This is a genomic window from Thalassotalea sp. PS06, assembly GCF_007197775.1.
Lineage (GTDB): Bacteria > Pseudomonadota > Gammaproteobacteria > Enterobacterales > Alteromonadaceae > Thalassotalea_A.
Map to the genome: position 1 here is coordinate 3,342,843 of NZ_CP041638.1, position 24,738 is coordinate 3,367,580.

General features: G+C 44.0%; 18 protein-coding genes. 5 read left to right on the forward strand and 13 right to left on the reverse strand.

The window, feature by feature from the left end:
- Nucleotides 1-57: 57 nt before the first annotated feature.
- Both FNC98_RS14785 and FNC98_RS14790 read left to right on the forward strand, forming a co-directional pair.
- Complete coding sequence (locus tag FNC98_RS14785; protein WP_144035061.1) at nucleotides 58-1,170, forward strand: acyl-CoA desaturase; 1,113 nt, start codon at nucleotides 58-60, stop codon at nucleotides 1,168-1,170.
- The gene (locus FNC98_RS14790; protein ID WP_144035062.1) at nucleotides 1,163-1,723 is read left to right on the forward strand and encodes a phosphoglycerate mutase family protein; all 561 of its coding nucleotides are present in this window, start codon (nucleotides 1,163-1,165) and stop codon (nucleotides 1,721-1,723) included. Before FNC98_RS14785 ends, FNC98_RS14790 begins: the two co-directional genes overlap by 8 nt.
- Before the next feature lie 7 nt (nucleotides 1,724-1,730).
- Here the strand turns inward: FNC98_RS14790 and FNC98_RS14795 are convergent, their stop codons facing one another.
- Nucleotides 1,731-2,150 (reverse strand): hypothetical protein, encoded by a 420-nt coding sequence (locus tag FNC98_RS14795; protein WP_144035063.1) that lies wholly within the window; start codon nucleotides 2,148-2,150, stop codon nucleotides 1,731-1,733.
- Nucleotides 2,151-2,939: 789 nt separating this feature from the next.
- Complete coding sequence (gene tuf, locus FNC98_RS14800) at nucleotides 2,940-4,124, reverse strand: elongation factor Tu (protein ID WP_144035064.1); 1,185 nt, start codon at nucleotides 4,122-4,124, stop codon at nucleotides 2,940-2,942.
- Between the two features lie 374 nt (nucleotides 4,125-4,498).
- Between tuf (FNC98_RS14800) and fusA (FNC98_RS14805) the strand changes: the two genes are divergently transcribed.
- The gene (gene fusA, locus FNC98_RS14805; protein ID WP_144035065.1) at nucleotides 4,499-6,583 is read left to right on the forward strand and encodes an elongation factor G; all 2,085 of its coding nucleotides are present in this window, start codon (nucleotides 4,499-4,501) and stop codon (nucleotides 6,581-6,583) included.
- A 118-nt stretch (nucleotides 6,584-6,701) separates the two neighbouring features.
- On the opposite strand, the gene FNC98_RS14810 is transcribed toward fusA (FNC98_RS14805), so the two are convergent.
- Nucleotides 6,702-7,073 (reverse strand): hypothetical protein, encoded by a 372-nt coding sequence (locus tag FNC98_RS14810; protein ID WP_144035066.1) that lies wholly within the window; start codon nucleotides 7,071-7,073, stop codon nucleotides 6,702-6,704.
- Nucleotides 7,074-7,920: 847 nt separating this feature from the next.
- On the opposite strand from FNC98_RS14810, the gene FNC98_RS14815 reads away from it, so the two are divergent.
- Entirely contained in the window at nucleotides 7,921-8,589 is a 669-nt protein-coding gene (locus FNC98_RS14815; protein ID WP_144035067.1) for a PEP-CTERM sorting domain-containing protein, read from the forward strand.
- A 48-nt stretch (nucleotides 8,590-8,637) separates the two neighbouring features.
- Here FNC98_RS14815 and FNC98_RS14820 read toward each other — a convergent pair whose 3' ends face one another.
- Both FNC98_RS14820 and FNC98_RS14825 read right to left on the reverse strand, forming a co-directional pair.
- Nucleotides 8,638-9,477, reverse strand: a complete 840-nt coding sequence (locus tag FNC98_RS14820; protein ID WP_144035068.1) for an SPFH domain-containing protein — start codon at nucleotides 9,475-9,477, stop codon at nucleotides 8,638-8,640.
- A 36-nt stretch (nucleotides 9,478-9,513) separates the two neighbouring features.
- Nucleotides 9,514-9,816, reverse strand: a complete 303-nt coding sequence (locus FNC98_RS14825; protein ID WP_144035069.1) for a DUF2007 domain-containing protein — start codon at nucleotides 9,814-9,816, stop codon at nucleotides 9,514-9,516.
- 536 nt (nucleotides 9,817-10,352) lie between these two features.
- On the opposite strand from FNC98_RS14825, the gene FNC98_RS14830 reads away from it, so the two are divergent.
- Nucleotides 10,353-10,559: a hypothetical protein gene (locus tag FNC98_RS14830; RefSeq protein ID WP_144035070.1), complete on the forward strand. Its 207-nt coding sequence runs from the start codon at nucleotides 10,353-10,355 to the stop codon at nucleotides 10,557-10,559.
- A gap of 24 nt (nucleotides 10,560-10,583) precedes the next feature.
- Here the strand turns inward: FNC98_RS14830 and tuf (FNC98_RS14835) are convergent, their stop codons facing one another.
- From tuf (FNC98_RS14835) to rplJ, 8 genes are all read right to left on the reverse strand, one after another.
- Nucleotides 10,584-11,768, reverse strand: coding sequence for an elongation factor Tu (gene tuf, locus FNC98_RS14835; protein WP_144035064.1), 1,185 nt, complete (start codon nucleotides 11,766-11,768; stop codon nucleotides 10,584-10,586).
- Between the two features lie 53 nt (nucleotides 11,769-11,821).
- The gene (gene fusA, locus FNC98_RS14840) at nucleotides 11,822-13,927 is read right to left on the reverse strand and encodes an elongation factor G (protein WP_144035071.1); all 2,106 of its coding nucleotides are present in this window, start codon (nucleotides 13,925-13,927) and stop codon (nucleotides 11,822-11,824) included.
- Nucleotides 13,928-14,004: 77 nt separating this feature from the next.
- Nucleotides 14,005-14,478, reverse strand: a complete 474-nt coding sequence (gene rpsG, locus FNC98_RS14845; protein WP_144035072.1) for a 30S ribosomal protein S7 — start codon at nucleotides 14,476-14,478, stop codon at nucleotides 14,005-14,007.
- Nucleotides 14,479-14,561: 83 nt separating this feature from the next.
- Nucleotides 14,562-14,936: a 30S ribosomal protein S12 gene (gene rpsL / locus FNC98_RS14850; protein WP_033078695.1), complete on the reverse strand. Its 375-nt coding sequence runs from the start codon at nucleotides 14,934-14,936 to the stop codon at nucleotides 14,562-14,564.
- Nucleotides 14,937-15,143: 207 nt separating this feature from the next.
- Nucleotides 15,144-19,376, reverse strand: a complete 4,233-nt coding sequence (rpoC, locus tag FNC98_RS14855) for a DNA-directed RNA polymerase subunit beta' (RefSeq protein ID WP_144035073.1) — start codon at nucleotides 19,374-19,376, stop codon at nucleotides 15,144-15,146.
- 84 nt (nucleotides 19,377-19,460) lie between these two features.
- A complete protein-coding gene (gene rpoB / locus FNC98_RS14860) occupies nucleotides 19,461-23,489 on the reverse strand; it encodes a DNA-directed RNA polymerase subunit beta (RefSeq protein ID WP_144035074.1) in 4,029 nt (1,342 codons plus the stop codon).
- 204 nt (nucleotides 23,490-23,693) lie between these two features.
- Nucleotides 23,694-24,062 carry a 50S ribosomal protein L7/L12 gene (rplL, locus tag FNC98_RS14865; protein WP_144035075.1) on the reverse strand — a complete coding sequence of 123 codons (369 nt, stop codon included), beginning with the start codon at nucleotides 24,060-24,062 and terminating at the stop codon, nucleotides 23,694-23,696.
- A 75-nt stretch (nucleotides 24,063-24,137) separates the two neighbouring features.
- Entirely contained in the window at nucleotides 24,138-24,632 is a 495-nt protein-coding gene (gene rplJ, locus FNC98_RS14870) for a 50S ribosomal protein L10 (RefSeq protein WP_144035076.1), read from the reverse strand.
- Between the last annotated feature and the right edge of the window lie 106 nt (nucleotides 24,633-24,738).

A 24,738-nucleotide genomic window follows, 5' to 3' on the forward strand; every position in this document is an offset into this window, starting at 1 on the left:
TGTTACGGCTAAAATAGCGAACACTTGTACACCGAATTATCGAATGAAGAATTTCCTATGACAAAACCACCATTAATCTGGCTCAATATTATTATTTTCGCCGCCACATTTCTAATCGCACTGATTGTTGTTCCTTATCGTGCCATCACTCATGGTTTTGACGCATTTGAAATTTGGGCAGCTATTATCTGTTTTAGTTTCTGTGGTATGTCTATTACCGCCGGTTATCATCGTTTGTGGTCACACCGCACCTACAAAGCCCACGCATCACTGCGTTTCATTTACGCAATCGGTGGCGCCTTTGCTCTACAAAACAGTATCTTGCATTGGTGTTCTGATCACCGTGTACATCATAAACACGTAGACAACAATGACGTTGACCCATACAGCGCTAAACGCGGTTTTTGGTTTTCTCATATCGGCTGGATGATCCGCGACTATCAAGGCGATAAATATTCTAATTACGATAACGCCCGAGACCTGCAAAAAGAAAAGATCGTCGTATGGCAGCATAAGTACTATATTCCGCTAGCGATAGCGACAAACTTTGGTATCCCAATGGCTCTCGGTTGGTTCCATGGCGACATTATTTCAAGTTTGCTGTTAGCTGGTGTACTTCGACTGGTACTGAGCCACCATACAACCTTTTTCATTAATTCATTGGCACATATTTGGGGCAAGCAAACGTACACAGATAAAAATACCGCTCGCGATAACGGTGTCCTGGCATTCTTTACCTTTGGTGAGGGCTATCATAACTTTCATCATATATTTGAAAATGACTACCGCAATGGCATTCGCTGGTATCAATTTGACCCGACAAAATGGCTGATAAAGGGCTGCAGCTATCTGAATCTGACCAACAATTTGCGTAAAACACCTGAAGATAAGATCGCCTTAGCAAAAGCTAAAATGCAACTTACAGTATCCAAGGTTAAGCTGGAAAATAAGGTAAACGCCGAAGAACTGTTGGTTAAGCTACAACACGAATACGATGCTTTGCTTGAAAAGATGGCACTATATTTTGAGGCCAAGAAAAAACTACTTGCCAAGAAAAGCAACCTGATTGAAGTGGAGAAAGCTGCGCTCATTAATCAATATCAGGAACTAAAAGCGGCCTTTGCTGAACAACGTAAACAATGGCATAGCTTTACTGCTCAATATGCCTAGCCTAAAACTTCTCAAGCCGGCAACCATGCTTGCCGGCCTTCTTGCTATCTATCTGCCCATTCATACATCTCTGGCGTTTAACGATAAAGCAAACAATGAGAATGAATATTCTATCTATTTAATTCGCCACGCTGAGAAAAAAACGGACAAAACCAACCCCGACCTGACTCGATGCGGGCACTCCAGAGCCAGACAGTATGCGATGGATTTTAACGATGTTAGCTTCAACGCGATATACAGCAGCGATTACAAGCGTACTGTGAATACCGCTAAGCCTGTTGCTGAATCTAAGGAATTGGCAATAACCCACTACGATCCTAGGCAACTAAAAACATTTAGTGAACAGTTAATTAAGCAAGAACAAACGGCGTTGGTGGTGGGACATAGTAATACAACAGCGGTTTTAGCAGGGATGCTATCAGGACAAGAACTTAGTGAATTTTCGGAGTCTGAGTATGACCGAATTTACCGGGTTGAAATTAAGGGAGGTCAGAGTATTCTCACCCTGACCAGACAGGAATTTACCTGCCCCCTCGAACATCGGAAAGATTGATACCAGATTAAAGTTGTGAAGGATGGGTAGCACCACCTTCCTCAATGACTTCCACTTTAAGCACTTTAAATGGCTTACCCCACATTTGAATGGTCGCGACATCATTATCAACATATCCATACAACTTTAATTTAGCGCCCGCTTTCTGATACTTTTTAGCCAATCCCATGGGCAGAAGGTTTTCACCGTTTTTACTGGTAAAACCAAAGAATCCGCCTTCGATATCATAATAATTCAAAGTACCTTCATACCATTTTTGCATCGGCTTCTCCGGATTCTTGATGTCTTGAACAGGTGGCTTGTTATCGGAATAAGCGACTTCTGCTTTTTTCAGCTCATTCTTTGCTTCCACGTCTGACGTGGAATAAAGCAAGCCAGTTACCAACACACCAGCAACGGCTAATGAGGCAATTATAGATTTATTCATAGTGCACTCCTCTTTTGGCATTATGGATAGGATCCAATAATCTAGACACTAGCAAAGGCACTTAGTTCATACAACTAGGATTGCGTAACATTAAGTAACGCTTAGCTAAAAAGTGTAAAGGTTTGGATGATTCTGAGTCTTGCTGGTTGTGTGAGACAAGGTTGTGCTGCTTGGGGATGCCAACAGTACGACTCAAGAAAATCATAAGATGATTTTTCCAAATACCGGAGACATTTGGCGATTCGCGAAAATTTGGCCATTAGGACAAATTAAAAAGCGAATCGTCATCACGGAACACCGCTCGGTGGTTAGTCTGTTGGTGCACATACAAAAAGAGCAGCCATTGGCTGCTCTTTTTTGATTTGGTGGTTAAAAAATCAATCGATGACCACCATGGACGGTGGAAATGCAATTAATGCAGGAGCAATTAATTGTTATTCGATGATTTTTGATATTTCCACATGGACGTGGAGTATGCCGAAAATGCACTAAAACATGGATGTATGTAGGTAGAATAACGCACTAATACATGGATGTATGTGGTAAGAATAACGCAGGAGCAGTTATCGAGGAGCAGTTATCTGCCAGTACGACTCTGGAAAATCATAAGATGATTTTTCCAAATGCCAGAGACATTTGGCGATTCGCTTTTTAATTTGGCCATTAGGACAAATTAAAAAGCGAATCGTCATCACGGAACACCGCTCGGTGGTTAGTCTGTTGGTGCACATACAAAAAGAGCAGCCATTGGCTGCTCTTTTTTGATTTGGTGGTTAAAAAATCAATCGATTATTCGATGATTTTTGATACAACACCAGCACCAACAGTACGACCACCTTCGCGGATAGCGAAGCGTAAACCTTCGTCCATCGCGATTGGGTTGATTAGCTCAACAACAAACTTCAAGTTGTCGCCTGGCATTACCATTTCTACACCTTCTGGAAGCTCTACAGCACCAGTGATGTCAGTCGTACGGAAGTAGAACTGTGGACGGTAGCCTTTGAAGAATGGCGTGTGACGACCACCTTCATCTTTCGTCAATACGTAGACTTCTGACTCGAACTTAGTGTGAGGAGTGATGGAACCTGGCTTAGCAAGTACCTGACCACGTTGCACTTCATCACGCTTAGTACCACGAAGAAGAACACCACAGTTCTCACCCGCACGACCTTCGTCAAGAAGCTTACGGAACATCTCTACACCAGTACAGGTAGTCGTCGTAGTCTCTTTGATACCTACGATTTCTACGTCGTCACCTACACGGATGATACCGCGCTCAACACGACCCGTTACAACCGTACCACGACCCTGGATTGAGAATACATCTTCGATTGGAAGAATGAAGTCACCGTCAATCGCACGCTCTGGCTCTGGGATGTAAGTGTCTAAGTGCTCAGCAAGCTCTAGTACTTTCTCTTCCCACTGCGCTTCGCCGTTCAATGCACCTAGTGCTGAACCTTGAACTACTGGTAAGTCATCACCTGGGAATTCATACTCAGAAAGAAGTTCACGGACTTCCATCTCTACTAGCTCTAGAAGCTCTTCGTCGTCAACCATGTCACATTTGTTCATGAATACGATGATGTAAGGTACACCAACCTGACGAGAAAGTAGGATGTGCTCACGGGTCTGTGGCATAGGACCATCAGTCGCCGCTACTACTAAGATAGCGCCGTCCATCTGGGCTGCACCAGTGATCATGTTTTTAACATAATCCGCGTGACCTGGACAGTCTACGTGCGCGTAGTGACGAGTCGCTGTGTCATACTCAATGTGAGAAGTGTTGATGGTGATACCACGCTCGCGCTCTTCTGGAGCGTTATCGATTTGTGCGAAATCACGAACTTCACCACCGTGAGTCTTAGTCAATACTGCGGAAATCGCAGCTGTAAGTGTTGTCTTACCGTGGTCAACGTGGCCGATTGTACCTACGTTAACGTGCGGTTTGGAACGTTCAAATTTTTCTTTAGCCATTCTGCTATACCTTAAAGTTTTAAACACTCGGGTGGCACCCGATACAATTGTAATATCGCTTTTACGCACTGGCCCAAATTAGTTTGAACCCCACGAAAATACTATTCGAGGGCGCCAAAAAAGCCGAGCCATTTTTTTACGGGGCACAATTTACCAAACTCCCAGTAAAATGTCTAAACTTTAGGCTTTTTTCAATGAAATCAGCTTAAACAATTCACTTTCACGTAAATAAACGGTTAATCACCCCGATAAAATTGCCCACAAAACCTAAAGTTGATTAATTTTTATCAATTTTAAGATGTTTGTTGGCTACAACTAATGTATAATCCGCGCAAAAATTTTTAACGTAACTTTTATTTCAATAGAGTAATACAATGGCTGATTTATCAAAATACAGAAATATTGGTATTTTCGCTCACGTTGATGCGGGTAAAACCACAACAACTGAACGTATCCTAAAACTAACAGGTATGATCCACAAAATCGGTGAAGTTCACGATGGTGAATCAACTACCGATTTCATGGAACAGGAAGCCGAGCGTGGTATTACTATCCAGTCCGCGGCGGTTACATGTGAGTGGAAAAAACATCGCTTCAACGTAATCGACACCCCTGGTCACGTTGACTTTACTGTAGAAGTATATCGTTCACTTAAAGTACTTGACGGTGGTATCGGTGTATTCTGTGGTTCTGGTGGTGTTGAGCCTCAATCAGAAACTAACTGGCGTTATGCGAACGAGTCAAAAGTTGCTCGTTTGATTTTCGTAAACAAGCTCGACCGTCTGGGTGCAAACTTCTTCCGCGTTAAAGATCAAGTTAAAAACGTTCTTGGTGCAAACCCACTAGTTATGACGCTTCCAATTGGTGAAGAAGATAACTTCGTTGGTGTTGTCGACGTACTTTCTCAAAAAGCTTACGTATGGGACGATTCAGGTCAACCTGAAAACTACGAAATCACTGACATTCCTGCAGACATGGTTGAGCAAGCTGCTGAATACCGTGAAATGCTTGTTGAAACTGCTTTAGAAGCAGACGACGACCTACTAATGGAATACATGGAAGGTGTTGAGCCTACTGAAGAGCAAATCAAAGCATGTATCCGTAAAGGTACTAACGAATTGTTGTTCTTCCCTACTTACTGTGGTTCTGCTTTCAAAAACAAAGGTATGCAACTTCTTCTTGATGCTGTTGTTGATTACTTACCAGCTCCAACAGAAGTTCCACCGCAGCCTCTTACTGACGAAGAAGGTGAGCCAACTGGCGAATTCGCTCTGGTTGACGCTGATGAGCCGTTCCGTGCGCTTGCATTCAAAATTATGGATGACCGTTTCGGTGCTCTTACTTTCGTACGTATCTACTCAGGTCGTATTAAGAAAGGTGATACCGTTCTTAACTCTTTCACTGGTAAAACTGAACGTATCGGCCGTATGGTTGAAATGCAGGCAGAAGACCGTACTGAGCTAACTGAAGCACAGGCCGGTGACATCCTTGCAATCGTTGGTATGAAGAATGTACAGACTGGTCACACGTTATGTGATGTTAAACAGCCATGTACACTTGAAGCTATGGTATTCCCAGAGCCGGTAATCTCAATCGCGGTTGCACCAAAAGATAAAGGTTCAACTGAGAAAATGGGTATCGCTATCGGTAAGATGGTTGCTGAAGATCCAACGTTCCAGGTTGAAACTGACGAAGATTCTGGTGAAACCATCCTTAAGGGTATGGGTGAATTACACCTTGATATCAAAGTAGATATCTTGAAGCGTACTTACGGCGTTGAACTAGAAGTTGGTAAGCCTCAGGTAGCATACCGTGAGACTATCACTCAGCCTGTAGAAGATTCTTACACGCACAAGAAACAATCTGGTGGTTCTGGTCAGTTCGGTAAGATTGATTACCGCATCAAGCCAGGCGAGCCTAACTCTGGCTTCACTTTCACCTCAACTGTTGTTGGTGGTAACGTACCGAAAGAATTCTTCCCGGCTATCGAGAAGGGTTTCAAAGGAATGATGGACGAAGGTGTTCTAGCAGGCTTCCCAGTACTAGATGTTGAAGTTGAGCTATACGATGGTGGTTTCCACGCCGTTGACTCATCTGCAGTAGCGTTCGAAATCGCAGCTAAAGGTGCGTTCCGTCAGTCTATCCCGAAAGCTGGTCCTCAGTTAATTGAGCCAATCATGAAGGTGGACGTATTCACTCCTGAAGATCACGTTGGTGACGTAATCGGTGACTTGAACCGTCGTCGCGGTATGATCAAAGATCAGGAAGCTGGTACTACTGGCGTTCGCATTAAAGCAGACGTTCCTCTATCAGAAATGTTCGGTTATATCGGACACCTGCGTACTATGACTTCAGGTCGTGGTCAGTTCTCTATGGAGTTCAGCCACTACAACCCGTGTCCTAACAACGTAGCTGAAGAAGTTATCGCTGAAGTTAAAGAGCGTAACGCTAAGAAGTAATTGAGACATCAATTCGTTTGAAAAAGCCCCTCACTGAGGGGCTTTTTTATTTCTGTAAATCAACCATACTATTTTGATATTCGGCACCGACCAAATCATCGATAAGCTAAATAATTCGTCAATACAAGGTCCTTAATAAGAAGGTCGCAAAAAGCACCCCAAATATCGCCAGTGATCGCAATAAGAGATGTTGATACTTGAGCAGCCACCTAACCGTTTTTTTAAAAACATAGCGACCTTTAATCGCCTCAAACATTGCAGTCAACAGCAAAATAACTGCCAGGGTTTTTACTACTAACGGGGTACGGGTATCCTCAGCAAGAAGAAGCAAACCTGCACCTAAAATAACCCTGACAAGAATCGACACATAATGCAGGCCCGGACGACGATAGTGCCGTTCAATCGCATCAGCAATAATTAACGGCTTGATGACGCCAATAATGCTAATGACAAGCACGCAGGTCGCGAATAAGGTTATTATGAATATCATCGAGCCAGGTTCATTAAGCAGAGTATTTCATCAGTATACGCAATATTTTTAATGTCGATGGTTAACTTGATGAACTGTCAGAGTTTTTAACGCTTTTAATATCAAATGCCTCAACTTTAAAAACCAGGATAGAACGAAAGCACTCTGTCTATTAAAAATAGTGACTTAGAGTTGATGCTATATTTTTTATTTATCCTGTTTAAAAAAGGATTAACTAAAATAAAAGACAAACCAACAGGTTAATTGTCAAATTCTCTAACAACCTTTATTCTTCTGCACTTCCAAGCAATAACTTAAAGACGTTGGTCTAACTTTGAACCCTAAAACCATTCAATGCTTATCGACAATCGTTTGAATTCTTTGTTGTCATCTTTCTTAACTCTGTAAAGAGTTAACCGCCTTAACATGTTGTTTTAATTACCCAACAAATTCTGGCACAAGCTTTGCAAGCCACAGTCTGCTACTTCGATAAGGTAAATTAACAAAAAGAAACGTCACCTTCAGTTCGTTGACAGGCATTACTTGATGTCTTGTTAATTTCTAATTAGCTTTTAGCCATTCAAATAAAAAAATGACTACTCGCTATCTATGAATATACCTAATCATAACCTGGACAAAGTTAATTACGCGGTTGTTTTCATCTGCGTCATTGATCGTTTTTTAGGTTGAAAAGTTCAGCACCCTCTTATCAGGATTGGATTATTCAATTAATTAACTGATTGGAGTAGCTCTCGGGCCAGAAAGGAGTCAATTGGCCTTTTCAGGCGGGATGCTAAATAAAGCTCTCTTACAGTGACTAGTCTTAGTTGCAGGTAATGAGGTAAATCAAATAGATAAGGAATGTATAATGTCTTTTAAAAAAGTAATTACCGGACTTATTTTCACGACTTTATCGTTCGTTGCGATTAACGCGAATGCGGCATTAATGAATGTCGGCGGCGTTGAAGTTATGGTTGCTGATGTCGATAAATACGGTAAAGGACCTTCATCTGAGGGAACACCGCCAGAGCTACTAAGCTTTTTTAGCGGTGCGAATATCATGTCAGACTCAAACTCAGATTATGAATTCACAATCACTTTCTTATATAAGCAAGCTGGATTTGAAAACGTATTCAGAGCTCCTGATGGTCAAACCCTGGACACCGACGCCGCGGCAAATACCATGATAAGTGGCACTTTCAGCGTTGGCGCAGGCGATTATCTGACCTTTAGCTTTGGCGCAAATTGTGATGCTACCTTCATGGGTTGCACCGATGTCGCTAACGGCATGAACACCGACAGTGAAAGCTCCTCTAACGCCAACTTCGCAGTATCTGAGATTATGATATCTGGCGATGAGACTTCATTCTACTTGTTCCTGAACGACACAGGTGCGGGTCCTGACGTAGACTTTGATGACTTAATTGTTTTTGTACAATTAGTTGACGTTACAGAGCCTCCAGCGAACGTACCGGAGCCTTCAACAATCTTATTGTTAGCTCTAAGTGCACTGGGTTTCGCTCGCTTCAAAAAATAACTTAAAAAATCTAACCCAGAAAAAAGCCGGGTAAATCCCGGCTTTTTATTATCTTGATTTAGGGTCGAGTATCATACTCATACTCTGCATATTTGCCGGCACGACTACAACCTGCCCTTCATTTTGAGCAAATTGTTTCAAGGCTTCATTGAGCTCATGTTGCAAGTATTCCGGAGTTAGCGATGAATTAATGATCGCGTTAGCTTCGGCAATCCCTCTGGCCCTGGCAATTTCTATTTCGGCATCTTTACCCGCGATTTCTACTTCTACTTTCTTTGCCTCAAGCGTTTTTTGGGCCTGTACCGCTTTTTGGATCGCAGCTTCTATGGTTGGATCGGTATTAAGCGCTCTAATCGCCACACGAGTTATGGTAAAAATTCCAGGATCTTTATCGTCCAGCTTGGTCTGCAGCTCTGCTGTTATTCCAGCTCTCAATTCATCCCGATTTCGATGCAAATCCAATGAGTCGATTTTAGTAACTTCTTCATAGATTACATCCCGGCCCTCTCTATAGACGATATTGTATGCTGGTAATAACGCATCCGCTCCTTTTTGGTAAGAGGCCGCGTACTTCACCATAGTCTCAGCAATTTTATCGGCCTGAACTTTATAAAAAACACTAATATCTAAATCCTGTAACCTTAAATTATCACGCGCCTTAGGTCGCAAATCGTTAAAATCTATAGCTATCTCTTTCGCAGAAAACTCATAAGCTTGAGTGAAAATCGGAAGTTTCCAGTTCAAACCGGCTGACACCTCTTCCAAGTCTACATTACCGAGTGTTTTCTTAACGGCTACATGGCCCGTATCGATAATAAACCAACTACTAAATATGATGACCAAAGTGATTAAAGCGAATATGGCAGACAGGATATTTGAAGCTCTCATCAATAGAGTCCTTATTATTATTTTAGATAATGGAGATTAATCTCTGGGATGCTGACATTGCCAGCAAATTTCAAAAGAAGGGGCGTTAAACTCTTTACAGGAAGGACAACACCACTCTTCGCCTTGAGGAGCGTCAGCGTTGGCAATCAATTCTTTTGCCTTAGGAATTTGTTTAGGATTAACGACCCAAAGCTCGGGCCACGTTTCAAATACAGGGACATCACCACTGGCTCCGGATAGAAACTGATTTTTTATCTTCGTCTCGATCCCTTCCAGTGCTAATAGATTTTGCATATGTTCAACAAAAAAAAGATGTTGGTGACTATATAGCTTTTCCAAAGTCCATTCCCTTACGCGTTAACTTAGTCAAGGTTAAAGGTTTCTGTAGGTAAAAGCTAGTTGTGTGATTTTGGTTGGCAAGGGGACTGGAAAGATAGTGCTAGGTGTTAGTTGGTAGTATTTCAGAGGAAGATTGAGGTTAAAGAGATAGTTGGGATGATTCGAGATCTTGCTGGTTGTGTGAGACAAGATTTTCCTGCTTGGGGATGCAGGCAGTACGACTCAAGAAAATCATGAAATGATTTTTCCAAATGCCAGAGTCATTTGGCGATTCGTTTTTAACAGTAAGTAAAGAGGGAAAGTCGTAAGTGAATATATGGGGATAAAAAAATCACCAAGTGATTTTACGATAATTCGGAGCATTATCGAAAATTCTAAAAAATGTACATCGGCACATTTTTCTTAACGAATTTTTCATCGCGGAACACCGTGAGGCGGTTAGTCTGTTGGTGCACAAACAAAAAGAGCAGCCATTGGCTGCTCTTTTTTGATTTGGTGGTTAAAAAATCAATCGATGACCACCATGGACGGTGGAAATGCAATTAATGCAGGAGCAATCATCTGCCAGTACGACTCTGGAAAATCATAAGATGATTTTTCCAAATGCCAGAGACATTTGGCGATTCGCGATAATTTGGCCATTAGGACAAATTAAAAAGCGAATCGTCATCACGGAACACCGCTCGGTGGTTAGTCTGTTGGTGCACATACAAAAAGAGCAGCCATTGGCTGCTCTTTTTTGATTTGGTGGTTAAAAAATCAATCGATTATTCGATGATTTTTGATACAACACCAGCACCAACAGTACGACCACCTTCGCGGATAGCGAAGCGTAAACCTTCGTCCATCGCGATTGGGTTGATTAGCTCAACAACAAACTTCAAGTTGTCGCCTGGCATTACCATTTCTACACCTTCTGGAAGCTCTACAGCACCAGTGATGTCAGTCGTACGGAAGTAGAACTGTGGACGGTAGCCTTTGAAGAATGGCGTGTGACGACCACCTTCATCTTTCGTCAATACGTAGACTTCTGACTCGAACTTAGTGTGAGGAGTGATGGAACCTGGCTTAGCAAGTACCTGACCACGTTGCACTTCATCACGCTTAGTACCACGAAGAAGAACACCACAGTTCTCACCCGCACGACCTTCGTCAAGAAGCTTACGGAACATCTCTACACCAGTACAGGTAGTCGTCGTAGTCTCTTTGATACCTACGATTTCTACGTCGTCACCTACACGGATGATACCGCGCTCAACACGACCCGTTACAACCGTACCACGACCCTGGATTGAGAATACATCTTCGATTGGAAGAATGAAGTCACCGTCAATCGCACGCTCTGGCTCTGGGATGTAAGTATCTAAGTGCTCTGCAAGCTCTAGTACTTTCTCTTCCCACTGCGCTTCACCGTTCAATGCACCTAGTGCTGAACCTTGAACTACTGGTAAGTCATCACCTGGGAATTCATACTCAGAAAGAAGTTCACGGACTTCCATCTCTACTAGCTCTAGAAGCTCTTCGTCGTCAACCATGTCACATTTGTTCATGAATACGATGATGTAAGGTACACCAACCTGACGAGAAAGTAGGATGTGCTCACGGGTCTGTGGCATAGGACCATCAGTCGCCGCTACTACTAAGATAGCGCCGTCCATCTGGGCTGCACCAGTGATCATGTTTTTAACATAATCCGCGTGACCTGGACAGTCTACGTGCGCGTAGTGACGAGTCGCTGTGTCATACTCAATGTGAGAAGTGTTGATGGTGATACCACGCTCGCGCTCTTCTGGAGCGTTATCGATTTGTGCGAAATCACGAACTTCACCACCGTGAGTCTTAGTCAATACTGCTGAAATCGCAGCTGTAAGTGTTGTCTTACCGTGGTCAACGTGGCCGATTGTACCTACGTTAACGTGCGGTTTGGAACGTTCAAATTTTTCTTTAGCCATTTTGCTATACCTTAAAGTTATTAAAGGTAAGGGTTACCCCCTTACCAGAAATCCTAGCCCACACGAGCCTGACATATTGCGTCTGCAACAGCCTTTGGAGCTTCATTGTATTGTTTAAACTCCATGGAATAAGAAGCACGCCCTTGCGTAGCACTTCTTAAGTCGGTTGCGTAGCCGAACATTTCAGCTAACGGAACCAAAGCGTTTACCAGCTTCATGCCGGCAGGGCCTTCTTCCATTCCCTCGATCATGCCGCGACGACGGTTTAAGTCACCAACAACATCACCCATATTTTCTTCTGGCGTCGTAACTTCCACTTGCATCATTGGCTCAAGCAATACTGGGTTTGCATCGAGAGCACCCTGCTTAAAGCCCAGAGAAGCGGCAACTTTAAACGCCATTTCATTCGAATCTACGTCATGGAAAGAACCGTCAAATAAGGTGACCTTGATATCCAACATAGGGAAACCAGCAAGTACACCATTATCCATTTGTTCTTCACAGCCTTTCTCGACAGCACCCCAATATTCTCTAGGAACGGCGCCACCAACAATCTCGCTTTCAAACTGGAAGCCTGAACCTTCTTCAAGAGGCTCCATCTTGAGCCAGACGTGACCAAACTGACCACGACCACCAGACTGACGTACAAACTTACCTTCAGCTTCAACCGACTTACGGATCGTTTCGCGATAAGAAACCTGAGGTTTACCAACATTACAGTCGACTTTAAACTCACGCTTCATACGGTCAACGATGATATCCAGGTGTAGTTCACCCATACCGGAGATAATGGTTTGTCCGGTTTCTTCATCGGTTTCTACTCTGAACGATGGATCTTCTGCAGCCAGTTTACCCAAAGCAATGCCCATTTTTTCCTGGTCAGCTTTGGTTTTTGGCTCTACCGCAACCGAGATAACCGGCTCCGGGAATTCCATACGTTCCAGGGTAATTACATTGTTTGGATCACATAAAGTGTCACCAGTAGTGACATCTTTAAGGCCGATTAACGCTGCAATGTCGCCTGCTCGAACTTCTTTAATTTCTTCGCGGTTATTGGAGTGCATCTGTACGATACGACCGATACGCTCTTTTTTCCCTTTAACCGGGTTATATACCGCGTCACCTGAATTCACGATACCACTGTATACACGAATAAAGGTTAACGTACCGACGAAAGGATCGGTGGCAATTTTAAATGCCAGAGATGCAAACGGCGCATTATCGTCCGCTTCACGAGTACCTTCGGTCTCGTCCTTATCGTCATTAATACCCTTGATAGCCTCAACTTCAGTTGGCGATGGCATATATTCAATAACACCATCCAATACCGCCTGAACGCCCTTGTTTTTAAAGGCTGAGCCACAGGTACATAAAATAATTTCGTTGTTTAACGTACGAGCTCGAAGACCGGCTTTAATATCCGCTTCTGATAAATCACCCTCTTCCAGGTATTTATCCATTAGCTCGTCACTTGCTTCGGCAGCGGATTCAATAAGATGCTCGCGCCATTCTTCAGCAAGGTCCTGCATATCGGCAGGGATCTCTTCGTAGTTAAAAGTCATTCCCTGGTCTGCTTCATTCCAGTTAATGGCTTTCATCTTGATAAGATCAACAACGCCGGTGAACTCCTCTTCCGCACCAATGGCTAATTGCATAGGCACTGGATTCGCGCCGAGGCGATCTTTCATTTGTTCAACGACATTTAAAAAGCTTGCTCCTGCACGGTCCATCTTGTTGACGAAAACCATACGTGGAACGGAATATTTTTCCATCTGCCGCCAAACAGTTTCTGTTTGCGGCTGGACTCCAGAGGATGCACATAATACAAGTACGGCACCATCTAAAACACGTAAAGAACGCTCTACCTCAATCGTAAAGTCTACGTGACCTGGAGTATCGATGATATTGATTCGGTGGTCAGGAAATTGACCTTCCATACCCTTCCAAAAACAAGTGGTAGCAGCAGAGGTGATAGTAATACCACGTTCCTGTTCCTGCTCCATCCAGTCCATGGTAGCGGCACCATCATGTACCTCACCGATTTTATGTGACAAACCGGTATAGAACAGTACACGTTCGGTGGTTGTGGTTTTACCAGCATCTACGTGAGCACAGATACCGATGTTACGGTAGCGCTCAATAGGAGTTGTACGAGCCACAATAGTATCCTCTTCCCAAGGTGTGAAACCTTAGATTGCAGAAAAGGGTAGTCACAAAAGTGACTACCCTAGAGTTATTACCAACGGTAATGTGCGAACGCTTTGTTCGCTTCAGCCATACGGTGAACGTCTTCACGTTTCTTAACCGCAGAGCCTTTGTTGTCAGACGCATCTAGCATTTCGTTTGCCAGGCGCTGAGCCATTGATTTTTCACCACGTTTACGAGCAGCTTCAACTAACCAGCGCATAGCTAGCGCGTTACGACGAACTGGACGAACTTCAACTGGAACCTGATAAGTAGAACCACCTACACGACGAGATTTAACTTCCACTTGTGGGCGGATGTTCTCTAGTGCAGTTTCGAAAAGATCTAAGTGTTCTTTTTCAGATTGTTTCTCAGCTAAGATGTCTAGTGCACCGTATACGATTTTTTCAGCTGTAGATTTTTTACCATCAACCATTAGGATGTTGATGAATTTTGCAAGTAGTTCAGATTTGAACTTAGGATCAGGTAAAATTTTACGCTGACCTACAACACGTCTTCTTGGCATTTCTCAATACTCCGATAATATTTCAGGAATTTCCCAAAACAATTGTTGTTTCTAAATGTTTGGCCTTACTTGACGGAGTTCCGTTAAGATTTAGGGCGCTTAGCACCGTACTTAGAACGGCCTTGTCGTCTGTCGTTTACACCAGAACAATCTAGTGCACCACGAACGGTGTGATAACGCACACCAGGTAGATCTTTAACACGACCACCGCGAATTAGAATTACGCTGTGCTCTTGTAAGTTATGACCTTCACCACCGATGTAAGAAGTAACTTCGAAGCCGTTAGTTAAACGAACACGAGCTACTTTACGTAGTGCTGAGTTAGGTTTTTTAGGCGTAGTAGTATATACGCGAGTACATACGCCACGGCGCTGCGGGCAAGCTTGTAACGCTGGAACGTTACTTTTTGTTACCTGCTTGACACGTGGTTTACGTACCAATTGGTTAATAGTTGCCATTAATGGGCTCCTGATTAGTTAAAACATGTGCAAAGTAACAGTTATTTTCTGTTAATTGTGCACGCTTATAAACGTGAAAAACCGCGACCCTAAACATAGGGTCGCGGAATTCTATAGGTCAAGCTTTAACCTGTCAAGTCACAGAGGCGATCTCTGCGATCTTTTTAACAATTCTACTCATTGATAGGTCAATTAGTAGATCTAGAGTTACTCTTCACCTAAACCTTCTGGCATATCACCAGAAAGGTCAGCGTTAAGCGCATCTGTTAATGCTTGCTCTGCATCCATTGCAGAAACTGTCGGTTCTTCAACCTGCTCAGTATCGCGTTTGCTTTGACGCTCTTTGTGGTAAGCATAACCCGTACCCGCTGGAATCAAGCGACCAACGATTACGTTTTCTTTCAGACCACGCAGACCATCTTTTTTACCAGCAACCGCCGCTTCAGTAAGAACGCGAGTGGTTTCCTGGAACGATGCTGCTGAGATGAATGACTCAGTAGCCAGTGAAGCTTTGGTGATACCCAGCATCAAAATCTGATACTGTGCTGGTTGCTTGCCTTGAGCTTCAAGTTCACGGTTAGCAACGCGTACGCGGGAAACTTCTGCTTGCTCACCTTTAAGGAATTCACTGTCACCGGCATCCATGATTTCACACTTGCGAAGCATTTGACGAACAATAACTTCAATGTGCTTATCGTTAATTTTTACACCTTGTAGACGGTAAACGTCTTGTACTTCGTTAACGATGTAGTTAGCAACGTGCTCAACACCACGCAAGCGCAGGATATCGTGTGGAGACTCTGGACCGTCAGCGATTACTTCACCTTTAGCGACCTGCTCACCTTCGAACACGTTAAGCTGACGCCACTTAGGAATCATTTCTTCGTAAACTTCACCGCTTGGCTGAGTAATTAGAAGACGACGCTTACCTTTGGTTTCTTTACCGAAGCCGATGATACCGGTAGTTTCGGCTAGAATCGCAGGTTCTTTCGGTTTACGAGCTTCGAATAGGTCAGCAACACGTGGCAGACCACCGGTAATATCACGAGTCTTCGAACTCTCTTGAGGAATACGTGCCAGAGCGTCACCGATGTTAACTTCTACACCATCTTCAAGGTTTACAATCGCGTTACCTGGTAAGAAGTATTGAGCTGGGATTTCAGTACCAGCAATCATTACGTCATTACCTTTGGCATCAACTAGCTTAACCATTGGGCGCATTTCTTTACCCGCTGAGCTACGTTGTGCTGGATCTGTGATTACGATGCTAGACAAACCAGTTAATTCATCAGTTTGACGCGTCATCGTTACCGACTCGATTAAATCAACAAATTTAATCTTACCCGCTACTTCAGTAATGATTGGGTGAGTGTGCGGGTCCCAGTTAGCGATGGTTTCACCAGCTTCGATGGCCTGGCCATCAGCTTTGTTTAATACCGCACCGTAAGGAACTTTATAACGCTCTTTCTCACGACCAAGCTCATCGATAACGGTAAGCTCTGAAGAACGAGAGGTGATTACCAACTTGCCTTCTGAATCGGTTACGAATTTCGCACTTTGAAGTTTCAAAGTACCAGTGTTCTTCACCTGCACGCTGTTTTCTGCAGACGCTCGAGATGCCGCACCACCGATGTGGAAGGTACGCATGGTAAGCTGTGTACCCGGCTCACCAATTGATTGTGCCGCAACAACACCGATAGCTTCACCTTCGTTAATAAGGTGACCGCGGGCAAGGTCACGACCGTAACACTGGGCACAGATGCCAAAATCAGTTTCACAGGTAATGATTGAACGAACCCATACCTGGTCCACAGAGTGCTCTTCTAAGGTGTCACATTTCTGCTCATCTAGTAACGTGTTACGCTCAAACAGAACGTCTTCTGTGCCTGGGATTAATACATCTTGGGCAACAACACGACCTAGAACGCGCTCGCGCAATGGTTCTACAACGTCACCTCCTTCAATGAGCGGTGTCATCAATAGGCCTTTTTCGGTACCACAATCGTTTTCAGTAACAACCAAATCCTGTGCAACGTCTACAAGACGACGAGTCAGATAACCAGAGTTCGCTGTTTTCAACGCGGTATCTGCCAAACCTTTACGAGCACCGTGAGTCGAGATGAAGTACTGAAGTACGTTCAAACCTTCACGGAAGTTTGCGGTGATTGGCGTTTCAATGATAGAGCCATCCGGCTTCGCCATCAGACCACGCATACCAGCAAGCTGACGAATCTGTGCGGCACTACCACGAGCACCTGAGTCGGCCATCATGAAGATAGAGTTGAAAGAGTCCTGCTCTTCCATGTCACCGTCACGGTTTTCGACAGATTCTTTCGATAAGTTATCCATCATTGCTTTCGAAACTTTTTCGTTCGCAGATGACCAGATATCGATAACTTTATTGTATTTCTCACCTGCGGTTACAAGACCAGATTCGAACTGTTGCTGAATCTCTTTAACTTCTTCTTCCGCGGCGTCGATAATCGTGTATTTCTCATCAGGGATAACCATATCATCGATACCAACAGATGCACCCGCTACCATCGCATAGTGGAAACCGGTGTACATGATGTGGTCAGCAAAAATAACCGTTTCTTTCAAACCAAGGTTACGATACGCATGGTTGATAAGGTTAGAGATTTGCTTCTTACCTAATGTCTGGTTGATGATCTCATAAGGCATACCATCTGGACACACCATCCATAAAATTGCACGACCTACAGTGGTGTCGACAATCTTAGTTTCCGGTACCAGGTTACCTTCCTCATCTTTTTTGTGCTCAGTGATACGGATTTTAACGCGCGCATGCAATTCCGCTGTTTCTGTGCGGTATGCTTTTTCTGCTTCTTTCGGAGAGGCAAATACCATGCCTTCACCCTTACCGTTTACACGATCACGAGTCAGATAATAAAGACCTAATACAACGTCCTGAGAAGGTACGATGATAGGGTCACCGTTCGCTGGAGATAGTACGTTGTTGGTAGACATCATTAGCGCGCGAGCTTCAAGCTGAGCTTCTAGCGTTAATGGTACGTGTACCGCCATTTGGTCACCATCGAAGTCAGCGTTATACGCCGCACAAACTAGTGGGTGTAAGTGAATCGCTTTACCTTCGATTAGTACGGGTTCGAATGCCTGGATACCAAGTCTGTGAAGTGTCGGTGCACGGTTAAGCATAACCGGGTGCTCACGGATTACTTCATCAAGTACGTCCCAAACTTCACCACCTTCGCGCTCAACTAATTTCTTAGCGGCTTTGATGGTTGTTGCCAGACCACGTGCTTCAAGCTTACCGTAGATAAATGGCTTGAATAGCTCTAGCGCCATCTTCTTAGGAAGACCACACTGGTGCAAACGAAGGGTTGGACCAACAGTGATTACAGAACGACCTGAGTAGTCTACACGTTTACCAAGCAAGTTCTGACGGAAACGACCTTGCTTACCCTTGATCATATCCGCAAGAGATTTCAGAGGACGCTTGTTAGAACCTGTAATTGCACGACCACGACGACCGTTATCTAATAGCGCATCAACAGATTCCTGAAGCATACGCTTTTCGTTACGAACGATGATATCTGGTGCAACCAGATCTAGAAGACGCTTAAGACGGTTGTTACGGTTGATAACACGACGATATAGATCGTTCAGATCTGACGTCGCAAAACGACCACCATCTAGTGGTACAAGAGGACGTAGATCTGGTGGAAGGATCGGCAGTACCGACATGATCATCCACTCTGGCTTGTTACCAGACTGGGCAAATGCTTCCATTAATTTCAAACGTTTGGTGATTTTCTTACGCTTGGTTTCACTACCGGTTTCAGGCAGTTCCTCACGCATCTGCGCAATTTCACCTTCCAGATCGATATCTTTAAGCAATGCAAGTACCGCTTCGGCACCCATTTTCGCATCGAACTCATCGCCGTGCTCTTCAAGCGAATCAAGATACTCTTCTTCAGTAAGGATCTGTCCACGCTCTAACGTTGTCATACCAGCTTCGGTAACAACATAAGATTCGAAATAAAGAACACGTTCAATATCGCGCAACGTCATATCCAGTAACAAACCAATACGGGAAGGTAGTGATTTTAAGAACCAGATGTGAGCAACCGGGCTAGCAAGTTCAATGTGACCCATACGATCACGACGAACTTTAGTCAGGGTTACTTCAACGCCACATTTTTCACAAATTACACCACGGTGCTTAAGGCGCTTGTACTTACCACACAAACACTCATAGTCTTTAACCGGGCCGAAAATACGAGCACAGAACAGACCATCGCGTTCTGGCTTAAAAGTACGGTAGTTGATGGTTTCTGGCTTCTTAACTTCACCGAAAGACCATGAACGGATCATGTCTGGTGATGCTAGACCAATTCGAATACCATCGAATTCTTCTGTTTGATTTTGTTGCTTAAGAAACTTAAGTAAATCTTTCACACTCTGTCTCCTGTCGGAGTTAACATCGGGAGAGGGTTCCCCCTCTCCATGTAGTAACTTTTACTGAATAGATTCAGTACCCGGTTATTCCTGGTCCAACTCGATATTGATACCTAACGAACGGATTTCCTTCAACAATACGTTGAACGATTCAGGCATACCTGGTTCCATACGGTGATCACCATCAACAAGGTTTTTGTACATCTTAGTACGACCGTTAACATCATCGGATTTGACCGTAAGCATTTCCTGTAGGGTGTAGGCAGCACCGTATGCTTCAAGTGCCCATACCTCCATCTCACCGAAACGCTGGCCACCGAACTGAGCTTTACCACCCAGCGGTTGTTGAGTAACCAGTGAATATGAACCTGTAGAACGAGCGTGCATCTTGTCATCAACCAAGTGGTTAAGCTTCAGCATGTACATGTAACCAACAGTTACAGGACGCTCAAATTCACGACCAGTACGACCATCAATAAGGGTGAACTGACCACTTTCAGGCATATCCGCTAAACGGAATAGTTCTTTAATTTCTTTCTCAGCCGCACCATCGAATGCTGGTGTAGCAATAGGAAGACCAGCGCGAAGGTTATCAGCAAGGCGCATGATCTCATCATCAGAGAAGGTATCTAAATCAACTTCCTGACGAGACTCACCAACGTTGTATACGTCCTTCAGGAATTCGCGCATTTTCGCAACTTCCTGCTGAGCTTTAACCATGCGGTCAATCTTCTCACCGATACCGCGAGCAGCCATACCCAAGTGAGTTTCAAGGATCTGACCGATGTTCATACGCGATGGTACACCTAGCGGGTTAAGCACGATATCGACCGGCTCACCGTTTTGGTCATAAGGCATATCTTCGATTGGAACAATAGATGAAATAACACCCTTGTTACCGTGACGACCCGCCATCTTGTCACCTGGTTGAAGCTGACGCTTAACCGCAAGGTAAACTTTAACCACTTTAAGTACGCCAGGTTGTAAGTCATCACCTTGAGTGATCTTACGACGCTTAGCTTCGAACTTTTTGTCGAAGTCTTCTTTAATGGCATCGTACTGCTCGGCGATTTGCTCCAGGTCGGTTTGCTGATCTTCATCAGCAAGTACCTGAGTCAACCACTTGTCACGCGACATAGAAGTCAAATCAGACTCGCTCATACCAGAAGCTAATAGCAGCTTCTTAGCACGGGCATAGATACCGTCTTCTAAAATGCTGAACTCATCGCCAAGGTCTTTCTTAACCTGCTTAAGTTGCATTTCTTCGATTTCTAAAGCACGAGCGTCTTTTTCTACACCATCACGGGTGAAGATTTGTACGTCGATAACGGTACCAGATACTGAGTTAGGTACACGTAATGAGCTGTCTTTAACGTCAGCAGCTTTCTCACCGAAGATAGCACGTAAAAGTTTTTCTTCCGGTGTTAACTGAGTTTCGCCTTTCGGAGTTACTTTACCTACTAAGATGTCGCCACCATTAACTTCAGCACCGATGTATACAACACCAGATTCATCAAGCTTAGATAGGGCAGACTCACCAACATTCGGGATATCTGAAGTAATTTCTTCAGAACCTAGCTTAGTATCACGAGCGATACAGCTTAATTCCTGGATGTGGATGGTAGTAAAGCGATCTTCTTTAGTTACACGCTCGGAAATCAACATCGAATCCTCGAAGTTGTAACCATTCCAAGGCATAAATGCGATACGCATATTCTGACCAAGTGCTAATTCACCAAGGTCAGTAGATGGACCATCAGCTAACACGTCACCGCGTTGTACCGGGTCACCGATGTGACAGGTAGGACGTTGGTTAATACAGGTGTTCTGGTTAGAACGCGTGTATTTCGTCAGGTTGTAAATATCGATACCAGCTTCGCCCGGTACCATTTCGTTTTCGTTTACACGTACAACGATACGAGAAGCATCAACGTAATCTACTACACCACCACGCTTAGCAACGGCTGTTACACCAGAGTCAACGGCGATGGTTTTCTCCATACCAGTACCAACAAGCGGCTTATCTGCTTTTAATGTTGGAACGGCTTGACGTTGCATGTTCGCACCCATCAATGCACGGTTTGCATCATCGTGCTCAAGGAATGGGATAAGTGATGCCGCTACAGAAATAATCTGTTGTGGAGATACATCCATATACTGAACAAGTTCAGCAGACATCAGGGTAGATTCGTTTTTGTGACGACACGGAACCAGACCTTCAACAAGTTTCTTGTCAGCGTCTACTTCAGCGTTTGCCTGTGCAACCACGAAGTTACCTTCTTCGATTGCAGATAAGTATTCAATTTCATCAGTTACTAAGCCGTCGACAACTTTACGATAAGGGGTTTCAAGGAAACCGTAATCGTTAGTACGAGCGTAGCAAGACAATGAGTTGATCAAACCGATGTTTGGACCTTCCGGCGTTTCAATTGGACAAACACGACCATAGTGAGTCGGGTGTACGTCTCGAACTTCGAAACCAGCACGTTCACGCGTCAGACCACCCGGGCCTAAAGCAGAGATACGACGCTTGTGAGTTACCTCTGAAAGCGGGTTATTCTGATCCATAAACTGAGACAACTGTGAAGAACCAAAGAATTCTTTAACAGCAGCAGATATTGGCTTGGCATTGATTAAGTCCTGCGGCATTACCGCATCCAAATCACCTAGGCTCAAACGCTCGCGAACAGCACGTTCAACACGAACAAGACCCACGCGGAATTGGTTTTCGGCCATTTCACCAACACTACGGATCCGACGGTTACCTAAGTGATCGATATCATCTACTTCACCTTTACCATCGCGAATCGCGATTAAGGTCTTCATTACCGAGATGATGTCATCATTGGACAGTACGCCTTCGCCGGTGCTCTCAGAGCGACCCACGCGACGGTTAAACTTCATGCGACCAACGGTAGATAAGTCATAACGCTCATCAGAGAAGAACAAGTTATCAAACAAGGCTTCTGCAGCATCTTTTGTTGGTGGCTCACCCGGACGCATCATACGATAGATTTCAACTAAGGCTTCAAGGCGGTTAGTTGTGCTATCGATACGAAGGGTATCAGACATGTATGAACCACAATCGAATTCATTCATGTAAAGTGTTTCAAATGACTTATAGCCAGCCTCGGTAAGCTCGGCTAGAAGCTCTAGGGTGATCTCAGCGTTAGCTTCAGCGACGATTTCACCGGTAGATTTGTTCACATAAGGCTTAGCCAATACGCGACCAACGATGTAATCTGCCGGAACTTCTAAGGTATCGACATTTTCTTTTGATAATGCACGGATGTGACGAGCAGTGATACGGCGCCCTTGCTCGACTAATACATCGCCGTTAGGCATTTTGATATCAAAAATTGCCGTTTCACCACGTAAGCGATCAGGGATTAATTCCATGATTAACTTGTTCTTTTTCAGATCGAAACGGGTCGTCTCGTAGAACATTGCCAGGATTTCTTCAGTGCTGAATTCAAGCGCGCGAAGAATGATCGAGGCAGGTAGCTTACGACGGCGGTCGATACGTACGAATAAGTTATCTTTTGGATCAAATTCGAAATCCAACCATGAACCACGGTAAGGGATAACGCGAGCGTTATATAACACTTTACCAGAGGAGTGAGTTTTACCTTTATCGTGATCAAAGAAAACACCAGGTGAACGGTGTAATTGAGAAACAATAACACGCTCTGTACCATTAATTACAAAGGTACCATTTTCCGTCATTAACGGGATTTCACCCATGTAGACTTCTTGTTCTTTGATATCTTTAACTGTGCCTGCTGCAGCTTCTTTATCGTAAATTACCATACGTAATTTTACGCGCAATGCAGCAGAGAAGGTCAAACCACGGATTTGACATTCTTTAACGTCAAATAATGGCTCGCCTAAACGATAACTAACATATTGTAATTCTGAATTTCCAGAATAACTTTTGATTGGGAATACGGAACGGAAAGCGGCTTCTAAGCCATACTCACCGGTCGGGTCGATATCAATAAACTTGCGGAAAGATTCGAGTTGGATAGACAACAGGAATGGATAGTCCATTACCTGAGCGCTCTTACCAAAGTCCTTTCTAATTCGTTTCTTCTCAGAATAAGAGTAAACCATGGGGTTCCTCAGCTTGCTGGTTATGGCCGAATCTGTCTATGCAGACAGGAGTAAAACTAAATCCTGATCCCTTTTCAGAATTCAAGATTTAATAATGCACTGTTTTGGTTTAAAAAAAAACCATATTCTTTAGCGCAAAAAGGCCGGTGACGTTTAAATCACCAGCCATTGCCTAATTAGGCAGCTAATCTGTATATATACAGATTACTTGATAGCAACCGTAGCACCGGCTTCTTCAAGTTCTTTCTTAAGTGCTTCAGCTTCAGCTTTTTCAACACCTTCTTTAAGAGCTTTAGGAGCTGACTCAACAACTTCTTTAGCTTCTTTAAGACCAAGACCTGTAGCGCCACGTACTGCTTTGATTACAGCAACTTTGTTGCCACCGAAGCTTTCTAGGATTACGTCGAATTCAGTTTGCTCAGCAGCAGCGCCGCCTGCGTCACCACCAGCAACAGCAACAGCTGCAGCGGCAGATACACCGAATTTCTCTTCCATAGCTTCTACTAGTTCAACAACTTCCATTACAGACATTTCTGCAATAGCGTTTAAGATATCGTCTTTAGATACAGACATTGTAATCTTTCCTATTTTGGTAAACAGCTAATCTGCTGTTTGAAATAACTATATTGTGCAAGTCAACAGCTAAACTTAAGCTGCTTCTTGCTCTTTCTGATCGCGAATTGCAGCAATAGTGCGGGCAAGCTTGCCTGCAGATGCTTCTTTCATAGCGCTCATTAAACGTGCAACAGCTTCGTCGTATGTAGGTAGCTTAGCTAGTAATGCTACGTCAACAACTTCGCCTTCGTATGCAGCTGCTTTTAATTCAAAAACTTCGTTTTCTTTAGCGAAGTCAGAGAAAATACGTGCAGCAGCACCTGGGTGCTCGCTTGAAAATGCGATTAGTGAAGGACCAACGAAAGTGTCTTTAAGACATTCGAAGTCAGTACCTTCAACTGCGCGACGTGCTAGGGTGTTACGAACAACTTTCATCCATACACCGTTTTCACGTGCTTGCTTACGCAATGCAGTAATCGCTTCAACTGTAATACCACGTGAATCCGCGATTACAGCTGACTGAGCGCCAGTGGCAGCTTCTTGAACTTCAGCAACAATTGCTTTTTTGTCATCAAGATTGATAGCCATTGGCTTTAACTCCTGGTTCCACCGGTATAAACCGGTATTTAAAACTCCCGAGTCAGTTCACTTTGTAATACAAAGCTTCGCCGTCCCGGGCCATTACGGCGAGAGC